General features: G+C 72.8%; 21 protein-coding genes and 1 riboswitch. Of the genes, 13 read left to right on the top strand and 8 right to left on the bottom strand.

The genetic code is table 11. The features are described 5' to 3' along the window. From ACFWU9_RS33685 to ACFWU9_RS33670, 4 genes are all read right to left on the bottom strand, one after another. A partial coding sequence (locus tag ACFWU9_RS33685; RefSeq protein WP_384324880.1) for a reverse transcriptase-like protein occupies positions 1-524 on the bottom strand: 524 nt, incomplete at its 3' end. Beyond that, positions 525-1,268 (bottom strand): zinc ribbon domain-containing protein, encoded by a 744-nt coding sequence (locus tag ACFWU9_RS33680; protein WP_384324884.1) that lies wholly within the window; start codon positions 1,266-1,268, stop codon positions 525-527. Continuing rightward, positions 1,265-2,101, bottom strand: coding sequence for a Nif3-like dinuclear metal center hexameric protein (locus ACFWU9_RS33675; RefSeq protein WP_384324879.1), 837 nt, complete (start codon positions 2,099-2,101; stop codon positions 1,265-1,267). The genes ACFWU9_RS33680 and ACFWU9_RS33675 overlap by 4 nt, the downstream gene beginning before the upstream one ends. Positions 2,102-2,647: 546 nt before the next feature. Beyond that, positions 2,648-3,682 (bottom strand): ABC transporter substrate-binding protein, encoded by a 1,035-nt coding sequence (locus tag ACFWU9_RS33670; RefSeq protein WP_384324878.1) that lies wholly within the window; start codon positions 3,680-3,682, stop codon positions 2,648-2,650. A 181-nt stretch (positions 3,683-3,863) separates the two neighbouring features. Here ACFWU9_RS33670 and ACFWU9_RS33665 point away from each other — a divergent pair, with 181 nt between their 5' ends. The 6 genes from ACFWU9_RS33665 to ACFWU9_RS33640 all read left to right on the top strand — a co-directional run bounded on the left by ACFWU9_RS33665 (position 3,864) and on the right by ACFWU9_RS33640 (position 9,230). Further along, positions 3,864-5,114 (top strand): hypothetical protein, encoded by a 1,251-nt coding sequence (locus ACFWU9_RS33665; protein WP_384324877.1) that lies wholly within the window; start codon positions 3,864-3,866, stop codon positions 5,112-5,114. A 116-nt stretch (positions 5,115-5,230) separates the two neighbouring features. Continuing rightward, the gene (locus tag ACFWU9_RS33660) at positions 5,231-5,410 is read left to right on the top strand and encodes a hypothetical protein (RefSeq protein WP_384324876.1); all 180 of its coding nucleotides are present in this window, start codon (positions 5,231-5,233) and stop codon (positions 5,408-5,410) included. A gap of 241 nt (positions 5,411-5,651) precedes the next feature. Further along, a complete protein-coding gene (locus ACFWU9_RS33655) occupies positions 5,652-6,632 on the top strand; it encodes an ABC transporter ATP-binding protein (RefSeq protein WP_384324883.1) in 981 nt (326 codons plus the stop codon). Beyond that, positions 6,632-7,357: an ABC transporter permease gene (locus tag ACFWU9_RS33650; RefSeq protein WP_384324875.1), complete on the top strand. Its 726-nt coding sequence runs from the start codon at positions 6,632-6,634 to the stop codon at positions 7,355-7,357. Before ACFWU9_RS33655 ends, ACFWU9_RS33650 begins: the two co-directional genes overlap by 1 nt. Continuing rightward, positions 7,354-8,628: a sensor histidine kinase gene (locus ACFWU9_RS33645; RefSeq protein WP_384324874.1), complete on the top strand. Its 1,275-nt coding sequence runs from the start codon at positions 7,354-7,356 to the stop codon at positions 8,626-8,628. Before ACFWU9_RS33650 ends, ACFWU9_RS33645 begins: the two co-directional genes overlap by 4 nt. Beyond that, positions 8,625-9,230 carry a response regulator gene (locus tag ACFWU9_RS33640; RefSeq protein ID WP_384324873.1) on the top strand — a complete coding sequence of 202 codons (606 nt, stop codon included), beginning with the start codon at positions 8,625-8,627 and terminating at the stop codon, positions 9,228-9,230. Before ACFWU9_RS33645 ends, ACFWU9_RS33640 begins: the two co-directional genes overlap by 4 nt. Positions 9,231-9,254: 24 nt before the next feature. Here the strand turns inward: ACFWU9_RS33640 and ACFWU9_RS33635 are convergent, their stop codons facing one another. Next, positions 9,255-10,739, bottom strand: coding sequence for an MFS transporter (locus tag ACFWU9_RS33635; protein WP_384324872.1), 1,485 nt, complete (start codon positions 10,737-10,739; stop codon positions 9,255-9,257). 220 nt (positions 10,740-10,959) lie between these two features. Between ACFWU9_RS33635 and ACFWU9_RS33630 the strand changes: the two genes are divergently transcribed. The 5 genes from ACFWU9_RS33630 to ACFWU9_RS33610 all read left to right on the top strand — a co-directional run bounded on the left by ACFWU9_RS33630 (position 10,960) and on the right by ACFWU9_RS33610 (position 16,108). Then, positions 10,960-12,747 (top strand): MFS transporter, encoded by a 1,788-nt coding sequence (locus ACFWU9_RS33630; protein WP_384324871.1) that lies wholly within the window; start codon positions 10,960-10,962, stop codon positions 12,745-12,747. A gap of 106 nt (positions 12,748-12,853) precedes the next feature. Further along, the gene (locus ACFWU9_RS33625) at positions 12,854-13,510 is read left to right on the top strand and encodes a class I SAM-dependent methyltransferase (protein ID WP_384324870.1); all 657 of its coding nucleotides are present in this window, start codon (positions 12,854-12,856) and stop codon (positions 13,508-13,510) included. Positions 13,511-13,541: 31 nt separating this feature from the next. Continuing rightward, on the top strand, positions 13,542-14,534 hold the full coding sequence (locus ACFWU9_RS33620; RefSeq protein WP_384324869.1) for an N-acetylmuramoyl-L-alanine amidase: 993 nt from the start codon (positions 13,542-13,544) through the stop codon (positions 14,532-14,534). 299 nt (positions 14,535-14,833) lie between these two features. Continuing rightward, positions 14,834-15,679 carry a hypothetical protein gene (locus tag ACFWU9_RS33615; protein WP_384324868.1) on the top strand — a complete coding sequence of 282 codons (846 nt, stop codon included), beginning with the start codon at positions 14,834-14,836 and terminating at the stop codon, positions 15,677-15,679. A 135-nt stretch (positions 15,680-15,814) separates the two neighbouring features. Next, positions 15,815-16,108, top strand: a complete 294-nt coding sequence (locus ACFWU9_RS33610) for a hypothetical protein (protein ID WP_384324867.1) — start codon at positions 15,815-15,817, stop codon at positions 16,106-16,108. A 154-nt stretch (positions 16,109-16,262) separates the two neighbouring features. Here ACFWU9_RS33610 and ACFWU9_RS33605 read toward each other — a convergent pair whose 3' ends face one another. The 3 genes from ACFWU9_RS33605 to ACFWU9_RS33595 are packed head-to-tail and all read right to left on the bottom strand — an operon-like array spanning position 16,263 to position 19,460. Further along, positions 16,263-17,351 carry a prenyltransferase gene (locus tag ACFWU9_RS33605; RefSeq protein ID WP_384324882.1) on the bottom strand — a complete coding sequence of 363 codons (1,089 nt, stop codon included), beginning with the start codon at positions 17,349-17,351 and terminating at the stop codon, positions 16,263-16,265. Between the two features lie 2 nt (positions 17,352-17,353). Beyond that, complete coding sequence (locus ACFWU9_RS33600; protein ID WP_384324866.1) at positions 17,354-18,088, bottom strand: methyltransferase domain-containing protein; 735 nt, start codon at positions 18,086-18,088, stop codon at positions 17,354-17,356. Positions 18,089-18,137: 49 nt separating this feature from the next. Then, entirely contained in the window at positions 18,138-19,460 is a 1,323-nt protein-coding gene (locus tag ACFWU9_RS33595) for a glycosyltransferase family 4 protein (protein WP_384324865.1), read from the bottom strand. 379 nt (positions 19,461-19,839) lie between these two features. Next, positions 19,840-19,912, top strand: a riboswitch (cobalamin riboswitch). A 143-nt stretch (positions 19,913-20,055) separates the two neighbouring features. Between ACFWU9_RS33595 and ACFWU9_RS33590 the strand changes: the two genes are divergently transcribed. After that, positions 20,056-21,369: a prenyltransferase/squalene oxidase repeat-containing protein gene (locus ACFWU9_RS33590; RefSeq protein ID WP_384324864.1), complete on the top strand. Its 1,314-nt coding sequence runs from the start codon at positions 20,056-20,058 to the stop codon at positions 21,367-21,369. Next, the gene (locus ACFWU9_RS33585; RefSeq protein ID WP_384324863.1) at positions 21,366-22,046 is read left to right on the top strand and encodes an SCO2322 family protein; all 681 of its coding nucleotides are present in this window, start codon (positions 21,366-21,368) and stop codon (positions 22,044-22,046) included. Before ACFWU9_RS33590 ends, ACFWU9_RS33585 begins: the two co-directional genes overlap by 4 nt. Positions 22,047-22,096 lie beyond the last annotated feature (50 nt).

Here is a 22,096-nt window from a genome sequence, read left to right as displayed (position 1 = left end):
GGAGCCGCCGTGGACCGCCCGGGCCTTCGGGCGCCGGCGCCGGCGCCGGTCCGCGCCGTACGCGCCGCCCCCGCGTCGAGCTCCGCCGTGGACGCCGACGGCTCCCACTGCTTGCCCTTCTTGCCCGCGTCCATCGCCTCGTTGGCGAGCCGGTCGGCGTGCTTGTTCTTCTCGCGCGGGATCCACTCGAAGCTGACCTGCCCCGAGGGGAAGATCCGCGACGCCTCGGCGGCCAGCGGCTTCATGTCGGGGTGCTTGATCTTCCAGCGGCCCGACATCTGCTCCACGACGAGCTTGGAGTCCATCCGGACCCGTACGTCGGCGGCCGGGTCGAGCGCCTTCGCGGCCTTCAGCCCGGCGATCAGGCCCTTGTACTCGGCGACGTTGTTCGTGGCGACACCGATGTACTCGGCGGCCTCGGCGAGCGTCTCGCCGGTCACCGGGTCGAGTACGACGGCCCCGTAGCCCGCCGGGCCGGGGTTGCCCCGCGACCCGCCGTCCGCCTCGACGACGAAGGTCGGCATCTACAGACCCGATTCGGAGGTGCGGACAAGGATGCGGCGGCAGTTCTCGCAGCGCAGGACGGTGCTGGGGCTCGCCGCCTTGACCTCGTTGACCTCGGTGATGTTGAGCTCCAGCCGGCAGCCCTCGCAGCGGCGCTGGTAGAGCCGGGCCGCGCCGACGCCGCCCTGCTGCACCCGCAGCTTCTCGTAGAGCTTGAGCAGATCGGCGGGGATCGTCGCCGACACGGTCTCGCGCTCCTTGGTCGTCGTCGTCTGCTCGGCCTCGAGCTTCTCGGAGGCGGCGTCGCGGCGCGCGACCGCGTCGTCCGCCTTGGCCTGGACGGAGGAGACGCGCCCGGTCAGTTCGGCGGCGCGTTCCTGCGCGGCCTCGCGGCGCTCCATGACTTCGAGGACGACGTCCTCCAGGTCACCCTGGCGCTTGGCGAGCGAGACGATCTCACGCTGGAGGCTTTCGAGGTCCTTGGACGAGGTGACGGAGCCCGAGTCGAGGCGCTGCTGGTCGCGTACGGCGCGCTGGCGGACCTGGTCGACGTCCTGCTCCGCCTTTGTCTGCTCGCGCGCGGTGTCGCTCTCCTCGGTCTGCGAGGCGACCAGCAGGTCGCGCAGTTGCGTGAGGTCCTTGTTCAGCGACTCGATCTCGGCGTGCTCGGGCAGCGAGTCGAGTCGGTGGGCGATCTGCTGGAGTCGCAGATCGAGGGCCTGGACGTCGAGGAGTCGGATCTGGTCGGCGGGTTCGGCGTTCAGTTGGGGGCTCCTGAGGAGTGGTGGGAGGACCAGGGGTCGGTGACCGTCTTCGAGACATGGACCCGCAGGTCCCAGCCGTGGCGGTCGGAGATCTCGTCGAGCTGGGTGGCCGCCAGCTCGCACCAGGGCCACTCGGTGGCCCAGTGCGCGGCGTCGACCAGTCCCAGCGGTGAGTGCTGCGTGGCCTCGGAGGCCGGGTGGTGGCGCAGGTCGGCGGTGAGGAAGGCGTCCACTCCCGCCGCCCGTACCTGGTCGAAGAGGCTGTCGCCGGATCCGCCGCTGACGGCGACGGTGCCGACGAGGGCGTCGGGGTCGCCCGCGACGCGGATGCCCTGCGCGGTGGCGGGCAGCCGGTGCGCGGCGCGCGCGGCGAAGTCGCGGAGGGTCGCGGGGCGGTCCAGTACGCAGATCCGGCCGAGCCCGCGGCGGCCCTCCGGGTCGGTCGGGTCGGGTACGAGGGGGCCCACGACGCGCAGGCCGAGCGCGCCCGCGAGGGCGTCGGAGACTCCCGGATCGGCGCTGTCGGCGTTGGTGTGCGCGACGTGCAGCGCGATGTCGTGCTTGATGAGCGTGTGCACGACCCGGCCCTTGAAGGTGCCGGCGGCGACGGTCGTCGTCCCCCGCAGATAGAGCGGGTGGTGGGTGAGGATCAGTTCGGCGCCGAGCCGCAGCGCCTCGTCCGCGACCGTCTGGACGGGGTCGACGGCGATCAGGACCCGGGTCACGGGGGCGTCGGGGTCGCCGCAGACGGTGCCGACGGCGTCCCACTGTTCGGCCCGCTCGGGCGGCCAGAGGGCGTCGAGCTGGGCGAGGACTTCGGACAGGCGGGGCACGGGGCACAGGCTACCTGCCGACCATGGTGCTCCGGCCATGCGCGGGGGAGGCTTCCCCCGCCGACACGGGTCCTCCGGCCCGCCCGTGCCGATCTCCGCGCCCGCCCGCGCCGGTCCCCCGGCCCGCCGACGCCGGCCTCCGCGCCCGCCCGCGCCGGTCCTCGGGCCCGCCTTCGCCGGCCTCCGCGCCAGTCCACGCCGGTCCCCTCACCCGCCCGTGCCGGTCCTCGGGCCCGCCCGCGCCGGCCTCCCCGTCCGCCCGCGCCGGACCTCCGGCCCGCCGACGCCGGTCCCCGCGCCCGCCCACGCCGGTCCTCCGGCCCGCCAACGCCGGCCTCCTCGCGCGCCCGCGCCGGTCTTCCGGCCCGCCCACGCCGGCCTCCCCGTCCGCCCGCGCCGGACCTCGGGCCCGCCCGCGCCGGTCCCCTCGCCAGTCCGCGCCGGTCCTCGGGCCCGCCCGCGCCGGCCTCCCCGTCCGCCCGCGCCTGTCCTCGGCCGCCGGACGGGACGGTCGAGGACAGGGCGGTCGTCCGGACGGGCCGGACGTCACTCGGCCAGGAAGCCCCGCAGATCGTCCAGCACCAGGCCGGCGGCGGTGACTCCGAGGCCCAGGTACCAGGTCTCGTCGGGTACGTCTGATGCCTGCCCCGCCTTGACGGCGCCGAGGTTCTTCCAGAGCGGGTTGGCGCGCGCGGTGTCTCGGTCGGTGGCCTTGGCGTCGCCGTACACACCGGTGAAGATCCAGTCGGCGTCCGCCTCGTCGATCTTCTCGGGGCTGACCTCGACGGCGAGATCGTTGATCCGCTGGTTCGCCGGCCGCGGCAGGCCGAGGTCGTCGAGGATGGTGCCGATGAAGGACGCCTTGGCGTACAGGCGGATCTTGCCCGGCATGTACCGGACCATGGAGACGGTCGGCTTGTCCGCGCCGATGTCGGCCGAGAGGTCCTTGACCTTCGCGTCGTACGCGTCGAGCGCCTTCTCGGCCTCCGCGCTGCGGTCGAGCGCCGCCGCGTTGAGCCGGAAGTTCTCCTTCCAGGTGAAGCCGGGGCGGATGGAGAAGACGGTGGGCGCGATCGCCGACAGCTCGTCGTACTTGTCGGCGGCGCGCAGCTGGCTGCCGAGGATCAGATCGGGCTTGAGGGCCGCGATCGCCTCCAGGTTGAGCCCGTTGATAGTGCCGACGCTCTTCGGGCTGCCCGCGTCCTTCTCGAGGTACGACGGGATGGCGACGTCGCCCTCGGTGGGCGCGTAGCCGACGGGTTCGACACCGAGGGAGACGACGTTGTCGAACTCGCCCACGTCGAGCACGATGACCCGCTCGGGGCGGGCCTTCAGAACGGTCTTGCCCATGGCGTGGGTGACGGTACGGGGGAACTCGCCCGGCTTGGCGTCGGTGCCGTACGCCGCGGTCTTGGTCGCGGCACCGGCGAAGTCCTCACCGCCCTGGGCGACGGCCTTCTTGTCCGCGCCGGCGGCGGGTGGCGAGGACTCGTCGGCTCCTCCGTCGCTTCCGCAGGCCGCGAGGGAGAGGGCGGCGGCGAGGGCCACGAGTGCGGCGGTGCCGCGGCGTCGAACGGACATCTGAGCTCCAGAGTTCTTACTTAGGGATGCCTTACCTTATGCACGCCCTCCCCGGTCAGCACAACCGCCCCCTCCCTCTCAGCCGAACCCCTGACCGGCCACCCTTATGTGTGAAGCGGCCGGGCCCCTGTTGTTCGGCAGCGAGTGCGAACCTAGCGTCGTCGCCGGAGGTGACTGAGCGATGACAGCCTGTGTCATGGAGAGCGTGGAGAGCGCCGCGCCGGACGGGGCCGCCCGGCGCGCGGCATTCGTGATCGCGGCGGACGGTTCCTACGCGGCGCGGCTGACCCTCGGTACGGAGGCGGGCGCGGGCGGGCCCGCTCCCCGAGAGGACGGGGACGGCGCCGGGGCGGCCTGGTTCCCGGAGCGGTGGACGCTGGACGGGCCGGAGCCGTACGCCGTACCGCTGCCGCTCGACCAGCCCGAGGAGCCCGACGCCGAGGTGCTGCCGCTGACCGACGGACGGGTGCTGATCCACCGTCGGGTGGCGGACCGGCAGGCATTCTCGCTGCTCTATCCGACCGGGCCGGGAACGGGTGAACTGCCCCTGGGCGCCGTCGAATGCCCCCGGCTGACGCTGCTGCCGCCGTCGCCCGACGGCAGCAGCGCCTACGCGATGGCGCCCGGCGAACACGGCACCACCCTCTGGCAGGTGGCGGGCGGCGCGTTCGGCCCGGAACCGGTCACCACCGTCCGGGGACGCTGCACCGGCGGCGTCTGGCTCGACCGTACGGGGCGACTGCTGGCCCTCGACCGTGAACTGGACGGCGTCGTCAAGGCCGTTGCCGTCGATCTGGAACGGGGCGGCGAGGTCAGCCCGCTGCTCCAGATCGCGGAGGGGAGCAACGACCGGCTGCTGCTGGCCGACGCCGACAGCGGTCTGCTGCTGATCCGTTCGGACGCGCCGGGCCACGACCGGCTGGGCTGGGGCGTGCTGGGCAGCGCGCGGCCGGTGCGCTTTCCCGACTCCCTGCGGGGGGCCGACCGCGCGCTCACCCCGTTCGCCGTACAGCCGGGGCAGGTGCTGATGCCGGAGAGCTGCGCGGTCGCGCTGCGGATCGACGGGCCGACGGGCACCTGGGTGGGGACCTGGCGGCCGTCGGGGCGCCGGCTCCATCAACAGGCGGCGCCGGAGGGCTGGCTGGCCGGGGCGGGGCTCTGGTCGTCCGACGGGGTGCTCCAACTCCCGTACGCCACGGGCACGATGCCGTGCGGCGTGGCCCGGATGGAGGCGCCGAGCGATGCCCACCGGGACGTACCGATGGACACCCGGGCTCCTACGACGGGGGACGGGGGGCCCGAATTGATCACGGAACCCGCACAAGTGGAGGACGCGGGCGAAAACGGGCCGGCGCCCCGGCCAACTCGCGTGGCCGGCAAGCCGGTTCCGTTGCAGCAGGCACCCCTCACCGGGCGAACGGCGGCCGGGTAGGGCTGGTTAGAATTTTGGCGCGGGTCCGGTCGGTCGGTACGGGGACGGCCGGCCCCCGTGTGCCACGCAAGCGGCGACACCAGCGCCATCAGCGATCCAACGGGGTGACTTCCCACATGTCTGAAAGCCGAACAGACACGGCCCAGAACCGTCCGCACCAGGCGGTCGGCGACCGGGACGAGACCGGCCACGGAAAACACCGGGGCGGGGCCGCCGCGACCGACGACTCCCAGGCTTCGGTGCACGGACGCCACCGGCGTCCGGGGGACAACGGGCAGGGCGGCCACGCGTCGTAGAGACGTCCTGGAGGCGTCGAGGAGCAGGTCTTCGATCACGGACGGGCCGCCCACCAGTGGGCGGCCCGTCCGGCGTCGGAGGCGCGACGGCCGCCGGGGGCAGGACATTTGTCCCGGCCGAGTCCGTACATGCGGATCTGCCGGAGACCCGCCCCCTCTCCGTACCGTTCTTGGCATGACACAGCCAACGGCACGGACCACGCCGCCGCAGACCGGGAACGGAACCGGCGGGGCTCCCGCGGTGAGCGTCGAAGGAGCCGTCAAGTCCTTCGGCGCCGTACGCGCGGTGGCCGGTCTCGACCTGGACATCGCGCGCGGCGAGACCCTCGCGCTCCTCGGACGCAACGGCGCGGGCAAGTCCACCACCATCAACCTGCTGCTCGGCCTCGACGAGCCCGACAGCGGACGGGTCCGGCTCTTCGGCGACACCCCCGAACGCGCGGTGAGGGCCGGCCGGGTCGGGGCGATGCTCCAGGACGGGGCGCCTGTCCGCCGTACGACGGTGCGCGAACTCGTCTCGTTCGTCGCCAGCACCTACCCGCACCCGCTGCCCGTCGCCGAGGCCCTGCACATCGCCGGGCTCACCGAACTCGCGCCCCGCCGCGTCGACAAGCTCTCCGGCGGGCAGTGGCAGCGCGTCCGATTCGCCGTCGCCCTCGCCGGCAACCCCGAGCTGATCGTCCTCGACGAGCCGACGGCGGCACTCGACGTGGAGGCCAGGCGGGCGTTCTGGACCTCGATGCGCGCCTATGCCCGCCGGGGCAACACCGTCCTGTTCTCCACGCACTACATGGAGGAGGCGGACGAGAACGCCGACCGGATCGTCGTCATCGACCACGGCCGGATCGTCGCCGACGGCAGCGGCGAGCGCATCAAGCGCGCGGTCGGCGGCCATCTCGTCGCCTTCGACCTGGCGGGCCGTGGCACGGAGGGACTCGGCACGCTGCCGGGTGTCGTCTCGGTGGAGATACGGGGCGACCGGGCCCGGCTCCGTACGGACGACTCCGACGCGACCGTGATGGCGCTCGTCGGCCTCGGCATGATCCGGAACCTGGAGGTCGCCCACGCCACGCTGGAGGACGCCTTCCTGGCGCTGACCGGCACCGGGGCGACGGCCGAGGACCCGACACCCGACGACCCGACCGACGCCCCGACCGGCGCGACAACCGACGCGACAACCGGCCCGTCGAAGCCGACGACCGCCACGAAGGAGACGGTGTGATGCTGGAGTACGTCAAGCTGGAAGTCCGCCGGACCCTGCGAGACCCCGGCTTCGTGATCTTCAGCGCCGGGATGCCCGTGCTGATGTATCTGCTCTTCACCAACCTCGGCGCCGCCGACGACGGCGACAACACCTGGAAGACGACCGCCATGGTCGGCATGGCCGCCTACGGTGCCCTCGGCGCGGCCGTCACCGTCGGCACGGGCATCGCCGAGGACCGTTCGCTCGGCTGGCTGCGCCAGCTCCGCATCACGCCCATGCTGCCCCGCCAGGTCGTACTCGGCCGCGCGGCGACCAGCTCGGTGACCGTCCTGCCCGCGATCGTGGCCGTGCTGACGGCCGGCGCCGTGTCCAACGGCGTACGGCTCGACGCCTGGCAGTGGGCCGTCCTGGTCCTGGTCCTGTGGGCCGGCACACTCCCGTTCACCCTGCTGGGCATCGGCAACGGCTACCGCCTCTCCGCCCAGAGCGCCGGAGTCGTCAACACCGGCGTGCTGATGGGTCTGGCCGTGATCGGCGGGCTCTGGTTCCCGATCGAGGCGTTCCCGGAGTGGCTGCGGACCCTCGCCGAGTACACGCCCGCACACGGCTTCGCCGAGCTCGGCTGGGCCACCACCGACGGCCACGCCCCGTCGACGGCCACCGTCGCGGTGGTACTCGGCTGGCTCGCGGCGTTCGGTTCGTACGCTGTGATGTCCTACCGCACATCCGCGAGGACGACATGAGCGACAAACCCAGGAAAACACGGTGCCGGCGCCACCGGCCGAGGAGGGCCTCCGGCCTCGCCATGCTGCCGTGGCTGCTGCTGGGCCTCGGCTCCCTCTCCAACCTCGTCCAGGGCGACACCCCCAGTCCCTGGCTCGGCGGCGCCGGTCTGCTGGTCTTCAACACCCTCTACATACAGGTGGTGTTCCGGGCGTTCGACCCGGTACGGCGGCTCGGTCCCGGCACCTGGTGGTCGCTCGGGGGCATGGCCGTGATGACGTTCGGTCTCGGCGGCGCCTACGGCGGCAGCTGGCTGCTGTTCTTCCCGCTGTTCGGACTCGCCTGCGGCACCGTGCTGCGCGGCCGGTACCTCGCCCTGGTGGGCGTGCCGCTGACGCTGGTGGTCGCGGTCGTGGCGGCGGTCCACGACGGCTGGGGCGCGATCACCATCGCGTACGGCACGATCATCTCGATGCTGGTCACGGCGGCGATCCTGGCCCTGACCGAGACGATCACGGAGCTGCGCGCCACCCGGCAGGAGCTGGCGCGCTCGGCGGTCGAGGAGGAGCGGCTGCGGTTCTCACGCGATCTGCACGACCTCCTCGGCCACACGCTCTCGGTGATCGTGGTGAAGTCGGAGGCCGCGCGGCGGCTGGCGCCGCGCGACATGGACGGGGCGCTGGCGCAGATCTCCGACATCGAGAGCGTCGGACGGCAGGCGCTGACCGAGATCCGCGAGGCCGTCACCGGCTACCGCGACAGCAGCCTCTCCACGGAGCTGGACCGGGCGCGCTCCGGGCTGACGGCGGCCGGGATCGAGCCGGTCGTACGGCAGTCGGGGCCCCCGCTGGGGCCGGGTACGGAGGCGCTGCTCGGCTGGGTCGTACGGGAGGCGGTCACCAACGCCGTACGGCACAGCGGGGCGAACCAGTGCGAGATCACGGTGAACGGCGCGCCGGAACAGGTCAGGCTGGTGATCACGGACGACGGACGCGGCGTACGCTCTGCACCGGCCGACGACATGGACGAAGCGGCGGGCAGCGGGACGGCCGGCGGTACGCGCGGCAGGGGCACGGGTCTGAAGGGGCTCACCGAGCGGCTGGCGGTGGCGGGAGGTTCGCTCGAAGCGGGGCCCACCGGCCCGTCGGGGCGCGGCTTCCGGGTCACGGCCGTACTTCCGCTGGATCCCGCGGCGGACGTGCCGGCGGCGGCCACGGCCTCACACGCACCTCCACCCACGTCTCCCTCACCACCATCACCCTCACCGACGGAATCGGGGCAACCGGCATGATCAGAGTCCTTCTCGCCGAGGACCAGGGCATGATGCGCGGCGCCCTCGCGCTGCTGCTCGGCATGGAGAGGGACATGGAAGTGGTCGCCCAGGTGTCCACCGGTGACACCATCGTCGCCACCGCGCTCACCGCCCGCCCCGACGTGGCGCTGCTCGACATCGAACTCCCCGGTCTCAGCGGCCTCGACGCCGCCGCCCAGCTGCGCGAGGAGGTCCCCGACTGCCGGGTGCTGATCCTCACCACCTTCGGCAGGCCCGGCTATCTGCGCCGGGCCATGGAGGCGGGGGCGGCCGGGTTCCTGGTCAAGGACGGGCCCGTGGAGGAGCTGGCCGAGGCGGTCCGGCGGGTGCTCGCGGGTGAGACGGTCGTCGATCCGGCGCTGGCCGCCGCCGCGCTGAGCGCGGGACCGAGCCCGCTGACGGCGCGTGAACGGGACGCCCTGAACGCCTCCGTGGACGGGGCGACCGTCGCCGACATCGCGGAGAAGCTGGGACTGTCGGAGTCGACGGTGCGGAACTACCTCTCGTCGGCGATCGGCAAGACCCAGACCCGTAACCGCATGGAGGCCGTACGCGCCGCCCGCCGGCAGGGCTGGCTCTGACCGTACGGCCCGGCCCCCGCCGCTCTAGGTGTCCGAGTGGCGCGGCAGCCAGAAGGCCATCAGCACGGCCGCGACGAGCAGCAGCCCCGCGCCGGTCCTGAAGGCCAGCGCGTATCCCTCGGTGAGCGCCACCGGACCCGTCCCGTGGGAGGTCCGTGCCGCCGCGACCGTCGAGAGGACCGCGAGGCCGATGGCCCCGCCCATGGTCCGCGAGGTGTTGACCAGGCCGGAGACGAGACCGGCTTCACCGGGCGCCGCGCTGCCGGTGGCGAGGGCGGCGAGCGGTGTCATGGCCAGTCCGGCGCCGGCCATCATCAGGATGCCGGGTCCCAGGATCGTTCTGAGGAAGGTGCCGTCGGCGGTCATCATCGACTGCCAGCCGAATCCGACGGAGCCCACGAGCGCGCCGAGGACGGCGACGTGCCGGGCACCGATCCGCCGCATCAGCAGCGGTGCGAGCTTGGAGCCGAGGACGACGCTGAGCGAGCTGGGTATGAGCGCGAGGCCCGCTTCGAGGGGCGTGTAGCCGAGGACGTTCTGGGCGTAGACGGTCATGAAGAACCACATCGCGAACGACGCCGAACCGGTCACCAGCATCCCCGCGTTGGCCCCCGAGACCGCCCGCACCCGGAAGAGCCTCAGCGGCATCAGGGGCTCCTTCGTGCGGGCCTCCACCCCCAGGAAGGCCGCGAGCAGCAGCAGTCCGCCGACGAGCGGGACGAGGGTCACCGCCGCTCCCCAGCCCGACTGCTCGGTCTGCACGATGCCGTAGGCGAGGACGGCGAGACCGCCGGTGACGAGGACGGCGCCCGGCAGGTCCAGCCGGCGCCGTGCCTCCTTCGCCCGGCTCTCCGTCAGCCACAGCGCGGCGGCGGCGAGGACCAGTGCCCCGGCGGGCACGTTGATCAGCAGCACCCAGCGCCAGGACAGCAGGTCGGTGAGGACGCCGCCGACGAGTCCGCCCGCCGCGCCGCCGCCCGCGCCGACGGCCGCCCAGGTGGCTATGGCCCGTGTCCTCGCCGGTCCGGCGGGGACGGCGGCGGTCAGGATGGTGAGGGTCGCGGGAGCCAGTACGGCGGCGCCGAGGCCCTGCACGGCGCGGGCGGCCAGCAGTTGCCAGCCCTCCTGGGCGAGACCGCCGGCCAGGGAGGCGGCGGTGAAGACGCCGAGCCCGGCGAGGAACATCAGCTTGCGCCCGAAGATGTCGGCGGCGCGGCCCCCGAGGAGCATGAAACCGGCGAACGCGATCGAGTAGGCGTTGAGCACCCACTGGAGACCGGTGGTGCTGAGGCCCAGGTCGGCGCGCATCGAGGGCAGCGCGACGTTCACGACCGAGACGTCGAGCACGACGAGGAACTGCCCGGCGCACGCGGCGAGGATGACGGCCCAGGTGCGTGCCGAGCGCGGGCCGTCGCCGCCGGGTCCGCGCGCCGGGCCGGACGGGGGCTGGGGGTCGGGCTGGGGGTCGGGGTCGGGGTCGGTTTCGGTTCCTGCCGGGACGTGAGCCATGGCGGTAATGGTCGCAGCCCCGCCCTTCCCCGTACATCGGGATATCGATGTACGGGGACCGGGCCCCCAGACCTACTGCCGTCACCGGGCCGGGTGGGACTCCGGGGCGGTCCAGGAATACGAGGCCGACCGGGAAGCGTTCAGCTTCCATCCACTTAGTGGCCTCAAGCATCCTTTTTGATGGCCTTTTCCACTCTTCGCCTGCCTGGAGGCCCCACCCATGCCACAAGCGACGCCCGACCACCACACCGGAAACGGCCCCGCCCCCGGGGCCGCTTCGCGTAAGCGAGGAACCGGCGGCGTCGTCCCCGTACTCGCCTTCGCGGGCATCACCGTCGCCGTCATGCAGACCCTGCTCGTCCCGATCATCAAGGACCTGCCGGCGCTGCTCCGCACCTCGCCCGACAACGCGACCTGGGTCATCACCGCGACCCTCCTCGCCGGCGCCGTCTCCACCCCGATCATGGGTCGTCTCGGCGATCTCTACGGCAAGCGCCGGATGCTCCTCGCGAGCCTCGCCGTCATGGTCATCGGCTCGCTGATCTGCGCGTTCACCGACGATCTGACCGTGATGATCGCCGGCCGCGCCCTCCAGGGCTTCGCGATGGGCGCGATACCCCTCGGCATCGGCATCATGCGCGACGAGCTGCCCCGCGAGAAGCTCGGCTCGGCGATGGCCCTGATGAGTTCGTCGATCGGGGTGGGCGGCGGTCTCGCCCTGCCCGGCGCCGCGCTCGTCGCCCAGCACGCCGACTGGCACACCCTCTTCTTCGGCGCCGCCGGCCTCGGTGTGCTGTCGATGCTCCTGACCCTCCTCGTCGTACCGGAGAGCCCGGTCCGGGCACGGGGCACCTTCGACTGGTTCGGCGCGGTCGGGCTCTCCGCGGGCCTCGTCGCCCTGCTGCTGCCGGTCACCAAGGGCTCCACCTGGGGCTGGACCTCGTCCACGACGCTCGGGCTCTTCGGCATCGCCGTCGTGGTCCTCGGGCTGTGGGGCTGCATGGAGCTGCGGCTCAAGGCCCCGCTCGTCGACCTCCGCACCAGCGCGCGCCGTGAGGTGCTGGTCACCAACCTCGTCTCGGTGATGGTCGGCGTCGCGTTCTACGCGGTGTCGCTGATCCTCCCGCAACTGCTCCAGCTGCCGACGTCGACCGGTTACGGGCTCGGCCAGTCGATGGTGGTCGCGGGTCTCTGCGTCGCCCCGCTCGGCCTGACGATGATGCTCGTGGCCCCTGTCTACGCCCGGATCTCGGCGCGGCGCGGTCCGAAGGTCTCGCTGATGACCGGTATGGCCGTCATCGCGATCGGCTACGGCGCCGGGCTCGTCATGATGAGCGCCGCCTGGCAGACCGTGGTCATCTCGATGGTCCTCGGCGCGGGCATCGGACTCGCGTACTCCTCGCTGCCCGCCCTGATCATCGGGGCCGTCGACCCATCGGAGACCGGCGCGGCCAACGGACTGAACACGCTGGCCCGCTCGATCGGCACGTCCGTCTCCAGCGCCGTCATCGGCATGGTGCTGGCGCGTACGGCGATCGGTACCGGCCCCACGGCGGTGCCCAGCCTGCACGGCTTCCGTCTCTCGTTCATGATCGCCACCGCCGCCGTCCTCGTCGGTCTGGCACTGGCGACGCTGCTGCCGTCCCGCAAGGGCGCGCCCCGGACCGAGTTGCTGGCCAGCAGCGAGGGTGACGCCAAGGCCGCCGGCGCCCTCGCCGCCCCGGCGTCCGTCGTGGGTGGCTTCCGCGGCCGGGTCGTCGACGCCGACGGCTCCCCCGTCGCGCGGGCGAACATCACGCTGATCGACCCGCGCGGCCGTCAGGCGGGCCTGACCACGGCGGACGACGAGGGCAGGTACGCGCTCGCGGCCCCGGCCGCCGGCCGGTACGTGCTCGCGGGCTCCGCGTCCGGTCACGAGTCGCACGCGCACCCGGCGACCTGGCACGGCGAGGCGCTCCCGGTGGACGTTGACCTGGTCCTGGCGCCCCGGGCGGCGGTCCCGTCGTAGGGGGTGCCGGCGGGCCGGAGGGCGTACGGCAGCATGGGCGACCGTGCCCGTACGCCCACGGCCCGCACACGCGCCACCACCCCGCCCCGCCCACGCAGGAGGACGCATGACCGCCGGGACCGCCCCCACCCCCGCCCCCGAGGTCCTCGCGGCCTTCGAGGGCGCGAAGGGGTTCATGCCGACCGGTGAAGGCCTCGCGCTGTACGCCGCCGCCACCGAGGCCGCCGCCCTCGGGCTGCCGCTGCTGGAGGTCGGTACGTACTGCGGCCGCTCCACCGTGCTGCTCGCCGACGCCGCCCGTGCCGCCGGTGTCACGGCCCTCACCGTCGACCACCACCGGGGCAGCGAGGAGCAGCAGCCCGGCTGGGAGTACCACGACCCCTCGGTCGTCGATCCCGAGGTCGGGCGGATGGACACCCTGCCGACGTTCCGCCGCACGCTCCACGCGGCCGGTCTCGAAGACCATGTGGTGGCGATCGTGGGCCGCTCCCCGCGGGTGGCGGCCGTCTGGCGCGGGCCGCTGGGGCTGGTGTTCATCGACGGCGGCCACACCGACGAGCACGCGAACGGCGACTACGAGGGCTGGGCACCGCATCTCGCCGACGGCGGGCTGCTGGTCGTCCACGACGTGTTCCCCGACCCGGCGGACGGCGGCCAGGCACCCTACCGGATCTGGCTGCGCGCGCTGGAGTCCGGCGCGTTCACCGAGGTCCGGACGTATGAGTCGCTGCGTGTTCTGCGCCGTACCGGCGACGGAACCTGACGCCCCGTCCCATACGGACTAGCATCGCCGCGTGTCGTACGACGAGAGCCACTCCCCCGCCCCCCGCCGCCGTACCTCGCGGACCACGCTGACCATCGCGATCGCGGCCCTGGTGCCCGGCGCCTTCGCCGGATGGCTGGTCTGGCAGGCCACGGGCGGGTCCGACGACGACGGGGGCCAGGTGCGGAGCGCGAGCAGTCCGTCCACCACCGGCGGCTCGGGCGGGCGGGCCGGCTCACCCGGCCCCGAGCCGAGGCCGTCGACGTCGCCCTCGCCGTCGGAGTCGCCGTCCGAGCCGGCGCGGGGTGACGACGGTGTTCCGGGGGACGCCCGGCCCGCTCCGGGCGAGGGCCCGCTCGCGGGGCGCGTCGTCGTCATCGACCCCGGGCACAACCCGGGCAACTTCAAGCACACCACCGAGATCAACAAGCTCGTGGACATCGGAACCAACCGCAAGGAATGCGACACCACGGGCACCGCGGGCAACTCCGGTTACACAGAGGCCGAATTCACCGCCGATGTTTCACAACGCCTGCGCACTCTCCTCCGTAAAGAAGGAGCGACGGTGAAACTCACCCACGAGAACGACCGTCCGTGGGGACCGTGTGTGGACGAGCGTGCGGAAATCGGGAACAAGGCCAAGGCGGACGCCGTCATCTCCATCCACGCGGACGGCTCCGCCGTCGGCAACCGGGGCTTCCATGTCATCCTTCCCGCGCTGGTGAAGTCGGGTGGCGCCGACACATCCGAGATCGTGGGCCCGTCGCGCGATCTCGGCGAACGGGTCGCGGGCCATTTCGTACGCGTGACCGGAAGCGCTCCGTCCAATTACCTCGGTGACGACACGGGACTCGATGTCCGCGACGACCTCGGCGGACTGAATCTGTCCACCGTGCCGAAGGTGTTCGTCGAGTGCGGCAACATGCGCGACTCCAAGGACATCGCCCTGCTGACGAGCGCCGACTGGCGCCAGAAGGCCGCACAGGGAATGGCCGACGGCATCAGCAGTTTCCTCAAGCGATAGCCGTACGCCAGTAGCAGTAGGCGCCGCCGTCCGGGGAACGCAGCTCGAACAGCCGGAAACGGCAACGAATTCACAACGAAAAGACCGCTGTCGATTCTTCGGCGCGCTCTCCCGCAACCGTGGGAGGGCTTGTTGTGGTCCCCTCTTGAGATGGCCCGGAACCGAGAAGACGACCCGCTCGGGCAGACGATAGATTCATCCGTACGATAGGGAGCCGCCCCCGAGCTTCGCACTCCGCACCGTCGCCCTCGCGCCGGTGGCGACCGCCCCGACGAGACGATCTACGAAGGACTTTTCACGTGAACATCCGCTCCCTCACACGAGGCGATGGCGTGGTGATCGGAGCAGCGGTGGTGCTGTTCATCGCCTCGTTCCTCGGCCTGTCCAGTATCGACTGCCCCTCAGGTGTGGACTGTTCGGGCATCGACAGCCCGAACGCCTGGGACGTGCTCGGCCTGGTGATGAGCATGTTCGTCACCGGCATCATCGGCGCCGGCCTGATCGTCGTCAGCCGTGGCATGCCGGGCCGCAAGGTGGCCGGTCTCGACCTCGGCCAGTTCGGGGTCGCGCTGACGGTCTTCGCGCTGTGGACCGCATTCTGGACCATCATCGACGCGGACAACGCGGGCGCCGGCCTGATCCTCGGCCTGCTCTCCACGATCGTGCTCGCCGCGGGCGCCCTGGCCACTCCGCTCGTTCCCGCCCTCAAGGCGCCCCTCGTCGGGGCACCGAGGCCGCCGCAGGTCGCCTCGCCGTACGGCCAGCCGGGCCAGCCCGGCCAGGGTTACGGCTACCCGGGCGCCCAGCAGGGGCCCTACGGCGGCCAGCCCGGTCAGCCGCAGCCCGCGTTCGGCGGCGGCCAGCCGGGTCAGCCCGGTCCGGGTCAGCCCTCGGGGGCCGGCCAGCCGGGTGCCCCGGGCCCGAAGCAGGACAGCTCGGGCGGCGGCAACTTCGAGCCGTTCTGGTTCGCCGTGCCGGTGGCCCGTCCCCTGTACGGGGAGGACGGCTCGCCGTCCCCGATCGCCGAACTCGCTCCCGGCACCTGGTACTTGGCCGTCGAGCAGCGCGGCCCCGGTCTGATCGCCCAGACGCAGGACGGCCGTCGCGGTCTGCTCCAGGACACGACCGGCATCCAGCGCGGCTGAGCCACGCGTACACCCGCCGCACCGCACTCCTCTCGGCCCCTCGCCCTCCCGGGCGGGGGGCCGTCGGCGTACACCGGAGAAGGCCGCTCGGAATGACGGGGGTTTTACCCGTGGTTCAGCGGCAACACGGACGTCATGGCCTCACGTCAACGCAGTGGAAGCAGCGCAGCAGCCACGGTCCTCATAGTGATCGCGGATGTCATGGCCTTCATCTTGGGCCTGTGGATTCTGATGTACCTGCTGGACGCCAACCGCGCCAACGACCTGGTGAACTTCGTCCAGGACACGGCACGCTGGCTCGCCGGCTGGTCCTACGACCTGTTCACCTTCGACAAGGCATGGGCACGGGTGGTGTGCGGCTACGGCCTCGCGGCCGTGGTGTACCTGCTCATCGGCCACGGGCTGGCCGGCCGGCTGCGCCGTATCTGACACGGCGCGGAGTCCGACACGGTGCCGGAAGCTGACGGCGTGTCAGCGGCGGCTCGCGCCAGGGGCGTTCGGCCCTCGCGCGTTCGTCCGCCGCCGGGCGCGCCCGGCGGCAGGCGTGCGCGGCGGGGCGACCCCGCCCTCGGCCGGGCCGCCCTCAGCCGACCCGCTCGCAGCAGTCCGGTTCGAGCCCGGACGGCAGCCTCTCCCCGCTGAAGACCGCCGTGGTCGCCTCGTCGCCCCCGAGCGCGGCCACGGCCAGCAGCAGGGAAGCCGCCGTCCAGCTCGTCAGCTCCTCGGGCCAGACGGCCTTCTCGCCCTCGAAGACGTACCCGGTCCAGTACATCCCGCCGTCCGCACGCAGATGCCCGATGGACTGGAGTACCTCAAGGGCGCGGTCGGACTCGCCCACCACCCAGAGCGCCAGGGCGAGTTCACAGCTCTCGCCGCCGGTGACCCACGGGTTGGGCAGCACGCACCGCACCCCGAGCCCGGGAACGACGAACTGGTCCCAGCCCTCCTCGATCCGGGACTTCGCCTGCGTCCCGGTCATCGCGCCGCCGAGGACCGGGTAGTACCAGTCCATCGAGTAGCGGCTCTTGTCGAGGAACCGTTCCGGGTGCTCGGTGATCGCGTGCGCGAGTGCGCCGGTGGCCAACTCCCAGTCGGGCTGGGCCTCCTCCCGTTCCTCGGCGATGGCGAGCGCGCACCGCAGCGCCTGATGCACGGACGAACTGCCGGTGAGCAGCGCGTCGTGGACGACGGTGCCGTCGGCCTCCCGCTTCCAGCCGATCTGCCCGCCGGGCAGCTGGAGTTCGAGGACGAACTCGACGGCGGCGTACACGACGGGCCACATCCGGTCGAGGAACGACTCGTCGCCGGTGGCCAGATAGTGGTGCCAGATCCCGACGGCGGGATAGGCGCAGAAGTTGGTCTCGCGGCTCGGATCGGTCGGCCGGGCGGCGTCGCCGTCGTGGTACGCGGCGTACCAGGACCCGTCCTCGTTCTGATGCCGGGCCAGCCACTCGTACGCGCGCGCCGCCGCCTCGTGTTCGCCGGACGCGTCGAGCGCCATGGCGGCCTCGGTGTGGTCCCAGGGGTCGAGATGGTGGCCCCGGAACCAGGGGATGGCGCCGTCGGGGCGCTGGACGGCGAGGATGCCGGCGACGGTCTCGGCGGCCTGATCCGCCGTCAGCACACCGGGCAGGACGAGGTGTTCGGTGCGGTCGGGGCCGCGACCGGGCAAGGTCACTTGCCCTCCGCCTTCGGCAGGTGCGGCTTGGTGGCGTAGGCGACGAAGCTCTTGCCGACGACTGGGTTGAGCAGTTGCTCGGCGAAACGGGTCGCGAACGGCTTCTTCATGATGTCCCAGACGAGCAGCTTGTGGTACGCGCGCACGGGCAGCACCTGGTCGTTGTCCACGCCGAAGGCGCACTTGAGCCACCAGTAGGGCGCGTGCAGGGCGTGCGCGTGATGGGTGCCGTACGGGCGGAGCCCGGCCTCCCGCATCCGGCCGAGGAGTTCGTCGGCCCTGTAGATGCGGATATGACCGCCCTCAACCTCGTGGTAGGCGTCGGAGAGCGCCCAGCAGACCTTCTCGGGGCCGTACCGGGGCACGGTCACGGCGATCCGGCCGCCGGGCCGCAGGACGCGGACCATCTCGGCGAGTACGCCCTTGTCGTCGGGGATGTGCTCCATGACCTCGGAGATGATCACGACGTCGAACGACTCGTCGGGGAAGGGGAGGTTCAGCGCGTCCCCCTCCATGGCGGTGGCGGTGGCGCCGGGCGGCGCCTCACCGGCCTCCTTCATCGCGGCGAACCAGGTGGCGACCTCACGGATCTCCTCACCGTTCCGGTCGAGGGCCACGACCTGGGCACCGCGCCGGTAGCACTCGAAGGCGTGCCGGCCCGCGCCGCACCCCAGATCGAGCACCCGGTCGCCGGCGGCGAGCGGGAAACGGGAGAAGTCCACGGTCAGCACGGATTCCTGCTTTCGCGGTCGGGGATGGGGGGTGGAGTGGCGTACGGGGTCAGCGTGCGGCCCCCGCGCGGGCGGCGACGGCCGCGCGGTACAGCTCGACGGTGCCCTCGGCGGCCCGCGCCCAGGTGAACCGGCGCAGTACCCGCCGGCGCCCCGCGGCGCCGAGCCGTGCGCGCAACTCCCGGTCGTTCAGCAGCCTGTCGAGGGCGCCCGCGAGAGCGTCGGCGTCACCGGGCGGCACGGCCAGACAGGTCTCCCCGTCGGCGCCCGTGACCTCGGGGATCGCGCCACCGGTGGTGGCGACCAGCGGGGTGCCGGTGGCCATGGCCTCGGCGGCGGGCAGCGAGAACCCCTCGTACAGGGACGGCACACAGGCGATCTGGGCGCCGCGCACCAGGTCGACCAGTTCGGCGTCGGAGATGCCCTTGACGAACCGGACGGCGTCGCCCAGCCCGTGCGTCTCGATGGCCCGGTGGACGGGTCCGTCCTCGGGACGCCTGCCGACGACGACGAGATGCGCCAGCGGGTTGGAGGTACGGAGTGCGGCGAGCGCGTCGACGAGATGGACGAGGCCCTTGAGGGGTACGTCGGCGCTGGAGGTGGTGACGATCCGGCCCGGAACCTCGGGGACGGCCGGGTCGGGGGAGAACAGCCGGGTGTCGGCGCCGATGTGGACGACGCGTATGCGCTCGCGCGGTACCCCGAGCTGGTCGGTGATCTCCTGCTTCGAGCTCCCGGAGACGGTGACGACCGACGGCAGGCGGCGCGCGACGCGTTTCTGCATACGGGTGAAGGCGTACCAGCGGCGTACGGAGGCGCGGGCGCGCCGCCCGTCGGCGGCGTCGATCTCCAGCCGCCGGTCGACGGTGATGGGGTGGTGGATGGTGGTGACCAGGGGGGCGCCGAGGTCGCCGAGGAGCCCGTAGCCGAGGGTCTGGTTGTCGTGCACGACGTCGAACTCGCCCCGGCGGGCGGCCAGATGGCGGCGGGCCCGCAGCGAGAAGGTCAGCGGCTCGGGAAAGCCGCCGGTCCACATGGTGGCGACTTCGAGCGCGTCGATCCAGTCGCGGTACTCGCCCCGTCCGGGTGTCCGGAAGGGGTCGGGCTGCCGGTAGAGGTCGAGACTGGCGAGTTCGGTGAGCGGGACGCCCTCGTCGAGTACGGGGTAGGGCTGGGCGCCGATGACTTCGACGCTGTGCCCGAGGCGGGCCAGCTCGCGCGAGAGGTGCCGTACGTAGACGCCCTGGCCGCCGCAGAACGGATTGCCCTTGTAGCTGAGGAGCGCTATGCGCAGCGGCCGGTCCCCGTCCGCCGCGCCGGAGGTGCCTGCGGGCCCCGCGGGGGTACCCGCCTCTACGGCCTCAGCGGTCACTCTCGGCCCTCACTTCTCACTTCACTTTTGCCGGAGCGTAACCGCTCGCGTCAATCCGGAACAAGTTCCCGTCAGGTGCGCGGAAGCGCGCAACGAGGCTCGAATCTACCGGCAGGTCGGCTCGCGAAGAGGGGCGGCCAGGGGTGATTCGTACCACGACAGGTGGTGGGCGGCGGGGGCGGACCCGGTGGGGAGTGGCGGTGGGTGACGGTGCGTCAGCACGTCTTACCGGACTCGTCGTCGGGCGCTTCCGGCCGGGCCCCGGGGTGGCGCGGGGACGGGGCCGGTGGTCGGGCCGTGGCGGAAGGGGCCGTGCCGGGCTCCGGGCGCCGCGAAAGGGGGCCGGTAGAGTGAGCGGGTCGTCATCATGCCCGTACGGGGGGAAGCCGGTGCGAATCCGGCACTGACCCGCAACCGTGAGCCGCCGTCCCCGGCGGCGAGCCGGAACACCCCGGACGCGGTCGTGACCGGCTCGCGCCACCGGAAACCCCCGGTGGCCGGCACCGTCGAGGCATACGGAGCCGGAGCCTGGTGCCTCAGCGTGCCTTGCCCGGTTCCCGCGTTCCCGCGCTCCGCAGGAGAGGCTCCACCCGTCATGAACACCGTTCGCCGCCGAGCGGCGCGCAGCGCGGCAGCGTTCGCCGCGGCCGCCGTCCTGTGCGTGACCGCCGTCCCCGCCACGGCCTTCGGCGCCCCGGCCGGCTCCGCCGCGTCCGGTGGCGGGCGGGCGCCCGCCGCGCCGCCGGTCAAGCTGCCCCCCGGGATGTACGGCACGTCGGACCCGACCTACGACGGCGTCTGGCGCCAGTCGCTCGCGATGCTGGCGCAGCGCGCCGTGAACGTCATGCCCGCCGACTCCGCCGTCAACTGGCTGCTGGGCCAGCAGTGCGACAGCGGGGCCTTCCCCGCGTACCGCCCCGACCCCACGAAGCCGTGCGACGCGACGACGGTCGTCGACACCAACTCGACGGCGGCGGCCGTGCAGATACTGGCCGCGCTCACCACCCACCCGGACGCGATGAACAACGGCGTCAGCTGGCTCGCCTCCGCGCAGAACAAAGACGGCGGCTGGGGCTACAGCGCGGGCGCGCCCAGCGACGCCAACTCCACGGGGCTGGTGATAGGAGCGCTCGCCTCGGCCGGTGCCCCGGTGGGCGAGAGGCTGTCCACGGAGGGCAGGTCCCCGTACCAGGCGCTGATGGGCTTCGCGATCCCGTGCGACGCGCGGGAGGGTGCGGGAGCGTTCGCGTACCAGCCGGACGAGTCCGGGGGACTTCTCCCCAACGCCGATGCCACCGCGGCCGGTCTGCTCGGCGGGATCGGGAAGCGGATGGTCACGACGGGGGTCGAGCCCGGGGTGGCGCCGGTCTGCCAGGATCTGCACCCGCTCACCCCGGAGCGCGCGGCGCGCAACGGAGCGGCGTATCTGGTGAAGGCGCTCGCCCCGACGGGCCATCTGGACCAGCCGCCGATGCCCGGAGCCGAGGACTCGGCGCCGCTGCCGGACCACGGCAACACGGCGGACGCCGTCGTCGCGCTGACGACCGCCGGGTACGGCAGGCAGGCGGCGGGCGCGATGAAGTGGCTGGAGAAGAACTCGGCGGCGTGGGCGAAGCAGAACGGCCCCGCCGCGTATGCCCAGTTGATCTTCGCGGCGCACACGACGAGCACCGACCCGCGTGAGTTCGGGGGCACCGACCTGGTCAAGGCCCTCAACGCGACGGGGCCAGCGCCCAAGTGGATCGGGCCGAAGCCGCTGACGACGGCGGAGCAGCAGAAGGTGCTGGCGGAGCAGAAGGAAGAGAAGAGCAGCATGGCGGGGAACCTGTGGACGATCGCCGTCGGCCTGGTCGCCGCGCTGGCGATCTGGACGGTGTTCGTCGTACGGGCGAAGCGGCACCGGCCGTGAGGGGTGCGGGTGCCGGTGCCGGGATAGCCGGGACGCTCGTGGCCGTCCTGGTGGCGTTCACCGGCGCGCTGGCGGTGCCGGGGACGGCGCACGCGGCGGGCTACCGCTACTGGTCGTTCTGGGAGAACGACGGCGGGAGCTGGACGTACGCGACGCAGGGCCCGGCCACCGCGCGTCCCGCCGACGGCACGGTCGACGGCTACCGCTTCGCGGTCAGCGCGGACAGCCAGGACGCGGCGAAGCCCCGCGAGGCCCCGGACTTCGCGGCGGTCTGCGGGTCCACACCCGCGAAGCCGGGCAGCAAGCGCGTCGCGGTGGTCGTCGACCCCGGCACGGACGCGGACGCCCCGGACGGCGAGACGCCGCCGGCGCCGCTGGCGAAGTGCGCGCGGGTGGCCACCGACGCGACGAGCGCGGACGCGCTCGCGGCGGTGGCGAAGCCGCTGCGCTACAGCAGCGAGGCGCTCTTGTGCGGGATCAGCGGCTACCCCGAGTCGGGCTGCGGCGAACAGATCTCCCCCGACGCCCCGCCGTCTCCGTCGCCGACGGCTTCGACGTCGACCTCGACTCCCCACGAGGAGGACGACCCCCCGACGCTCGGCATTCTCGCGGGAGCGGCGGCGGTCCTCACCCTGGCAACAGCCGCCACCTGGCAGGCCCACCGTCGCCGCGCCTGACGCCCGGTCCGGGGCGGACGGGGGCGCCGAGCGCCGCACGGGCGGGACGG

It is taken from the genome of Streptomyces sp. NPDC058653 (genome assembly GCF_042716895.1).
In the GTDB taxonomy this organism is placed as follows: Bacteria; Actinomycetota; Actinomycetes; order Streptomycetales; family Streptomycetaceae; genus Streptomyces.
The sequence above is the reverse complement of the archived record's forward strand: the minus strand, read 5'-3'. Positions and strand labels throughout refer to the sequence as shown.